We start from the raw sequence: 2,862 nt of genomic DNA on the forward strand, positions 1-2,862 counted from the left end.
ATTCAAGCGATGCTAAAATCGAATACGTCGGACACCCTCTGCTTGATGAAATCACGATTCGAAAAACAGATTTGACCTCAAGCGGAAAAATTACTTTTATGCCCGGTAGCCGCCCCGGTGAAATCAAACGACTGATGCCGGTTTTTCAACAATTACGCCCTATGATCGATGCAACGGCTTTGCTCGTGATTCCTCCACAATTTACACCTGAACAAATAGATGAATTTTATGGCGATATTTCATCCTTCGAACTGACACATGATGCACATCAATCACTTGCTGAATCTGATTTTGCCTTTATTTGCAGCGGTACTGCAACTCTTGAAGCTTGTCTGATCGGGACACCATTCATTCTCACTTATATTGCAAAATCTTTGGATTATACTATCGCCTCAAGGCTAGTAAAACTCGATTATGTCGGGTTGGGAAATATCTTATTTTCACATGTGCATCATAGAAGTCTCCATCCAGAATTTATTCAAAACGAAGTCAATGCACAAAACTTGTATAATGCGTATCAAAAAATGGATAAAAACGCTTTTTTTAACGATACAAAAACACTCCGTGAACTTTTAGCGCATGGAAGTGCGAGACGTGTCAGTACTATTATTAAGGAATATAATGTTTAGAATTTTTTCATGGATGAAATTCAAAAACCGTCAGTTTACCGATGAAAAAATCATCCCCTATGTTTTTAGCCTCAGTGATGGTCCTATGCTTTTTCGCGATCTATTAAAAACCAATAAAATGTATCAAGAGGGATTAAAACTCGAAGGTAAAATTCCAGGGTTTAGGCTCAGTATCGGGCGAAGCTATATCGTCTTTATTGCTGTTTGGCATCTGATTTTACTTCCATCGTCTGCTCTTTTCCATAAAGTATTAGCTAAAATTGACTGCCACTTACTCATTTTGATGGCTATTTTATTTACAGGAATGTTTTTCGCAACCTATGCTATTTTCAAAGAATACCTAATCGATACGGTAGCATTGAAAATTATTAGAAAAGCGTGGGAAAATCATTTTCCTCACTTTGATTACGATTTACATGCTAAAGAGGTAGCGAAGATTTATTCAGAAGCGTTAGAAAAAGAGATACCGCATAAAAATATGCAACTTTATATTTTAGATAAATTAGTAGAGAACAAATAGATTACTTCCTCCGTTCACCCTGAGCTTGTCGAAGGGTAAACTTATTTATGGTTCGACAAGCTCACCACGAACGAAGAAACTTATTTTTTCATCTTCCCAAGAATCCCCAAAAACGTAGGGATATTCGCCCCACCGTCATGTCGACCGATTTTTTTCCCTTTTGCATCTAAAAAGTGAAATGTCGGTGTCCCGATATATCCTAATCCCTCAGGGATAAAATCTTTGTGAATATCGATGTGTACCGGAACGAAATTTTTCTGAATTTCATTTTCTACCGCTTTTTCTTCAAATACGATATCGTTCATATACTCACACGCAGGACACTCTTCACGCGAGAGCATTACCATCACTTTTTTCTTCTCTTTGGCCGCTTGTGCTAACGCCGCGTCATATGACGCTGCCCATTTGAGTTCAGCCATGGCACAGCTAGCCATTAGGGTCAATGCTAAAATTATTTTACTCATTTGATCTCTCCTAAATGTTTTAGAAACTCTTGCGGTTCTTTAAATCCGACGATGTCGGCACTTTTAACCCGTTCACCGTTCTCATCAAAAAACAAAATCGCCGGAGGTCCGAATATACCGAATTTAGAGCTGATCGCTTTGGCAGCATCATCGTTGGCGGTCAAATCAACTTGAACCAAAACATAGCCATCCATTGCACTTTTAACAGCCTCGTCACTAAACGTTTTCTCTTCGAGCTCTTTACACGCGGTGCACCAGTCGGCATAGAAATCGACCAGAACCTGTTTCCCTTTGTTTTCTGCCAAAATAGCGTCCAACTCTTCGATAGAGGTGATCTTTTCAAACGTTTTATGCTCACTTGCCGCTGCTACCGCTACCGCATTTTTATTCGGTAAAAACGGATCTAGCGGATGAAGAGGATCTTTTGCACCACTCATTCCCCCTAGCAACAAAGACATCCCATAGAGAAGGATGATAATCCCTAATGCTTTTTTATTAGCACGACCACAACGGATGCAACGCCCTCGGATCGGCTCCAGTGCTCCGATATTGATCGCAACAAAAATGGCCAAGGCACCCCACAGCATCATCGATATATTTTCATCGAGGATACGGCTGATCATCCAAATGGAGACACCGATGAGCATGATCCCAAAAATCGATTTGACGCTGTCCATCCATGCACCCGGACGCGGCATAAATTTGCCCGCACTCGTACCGATCGCTACCAGTGGAATCCCCATACCGATACTCAAAGCGAACAACGCCACACCACCAAGCAGTGCATCACCCGTTTGTCCGATGTAGATGAGTGCTCCAGCCAGCGGTGCCGCAACACACGGCCCGACGATAAGTGCTGATAAAAAACCCATAATCGCAACACCGATCACACCCCCGCGTTGTCCACCGATTTGAGTAAGACGAGACTGAATCGCATTGGGGATTTGGAGTTCAAAGAGATCAAACATCGACATTGCCAATACTACGAAAATCAATGAGAATAGAGTGATAATCCACGGTGTTTGAAATGCTGCTTGTAAATTCGCCCCAAATAGTCCCGCCAAAACCCCAGCAATCGTATAGGCAACTGCCATCGAGAGCACATAAACCACTGAGAGCCAAAATGCCCGTTTCGTCCCGATCCCCCCCTGAGAAACGATCACAGATGAGATGATCGGAATCATCGGGAATACACACGGTGTCAATGCCAACAATAACCCAAACCCAAAAAAGCTGAGGAGTATAAACC

The 2,862-nt window shown here is 42.1% G+C and carries 3 protein-coding genes and 1 pseudogene; 2 read left to right on the top strand and 2 right to left on the bottom strand.

The features are described 5' to 3' along the window. Nucleotides 1-629, top strand: a pseudogene (locus WA010_RS03875) (lipid-A-disaccharide synthase); the annotation flags it as partial. Beyond that, a complete protein-coding gene (locus WA010_RS03880) occupies nt 622-1,149 on the top strand; it encodes a hypothetical protein (RefSeq protein WP_422555848.1) in 528 nt (175 codons plus the stop codon). The pseudogene WA010_RS03875 and the gene WA010_RS03880, both read left to right, overlap by 8 nt. Nucleotides 1,150-1,229: 80 nt before the next feature. Here WA010_RS03880 and WA010_RS03885 read toward each other — a convergent pair whose 3' ends face one another. Next, the gene (locus tag WA010_RS03885) at nt 1,230-1,613 is read right to left on the bottom strand and encodes a thioredoxin family protein (protein WP_422555849.1); all 384 of its coding nucleotides are present in this window, start codon (nt 1,611-1,613) and stop codon (nt 1,230-1,232) included. Then, nucleotides 1,610-2,862, bottom strand: a 1,253-nt coding sequence (gene dsbD / locus WA010_RS03890; protein WP_422555850.1) for a protein-disulfide reductase DsbD, incomplete at its 5' end; no start/stop codon positions are given. The genes WA010_RS03885 and dsbD, both read right to left, overlap by 4 nt.

Source organism: Sulfuricurvum sp. (genome assembly GCF_049305995.1).
Taxonomy (GTDB): domain Bacteria; phylum Campylobacterota; class Campylobacteria; order Campylobacterales; family Sulfurimonadaceae; genus Sulfuricurvum.

Bases quoted from the DNA above. Each gene is read 5' to 3' on its own strand.
- WA010_RS03880 (WP_422555848.1), top strand. From the start codon at position 622: ATGTTTAGAATTTTTTCATGGATGAAATTCAAAAACCGTCAGTTTACC.
- WA010_RS03885 (WP_422555849.1), bottom strand. From the start codon at position 1,613: ATGAGTAAAATAATTTTAGCATTGACCCTAATGGCTAGCTGTGCCATG.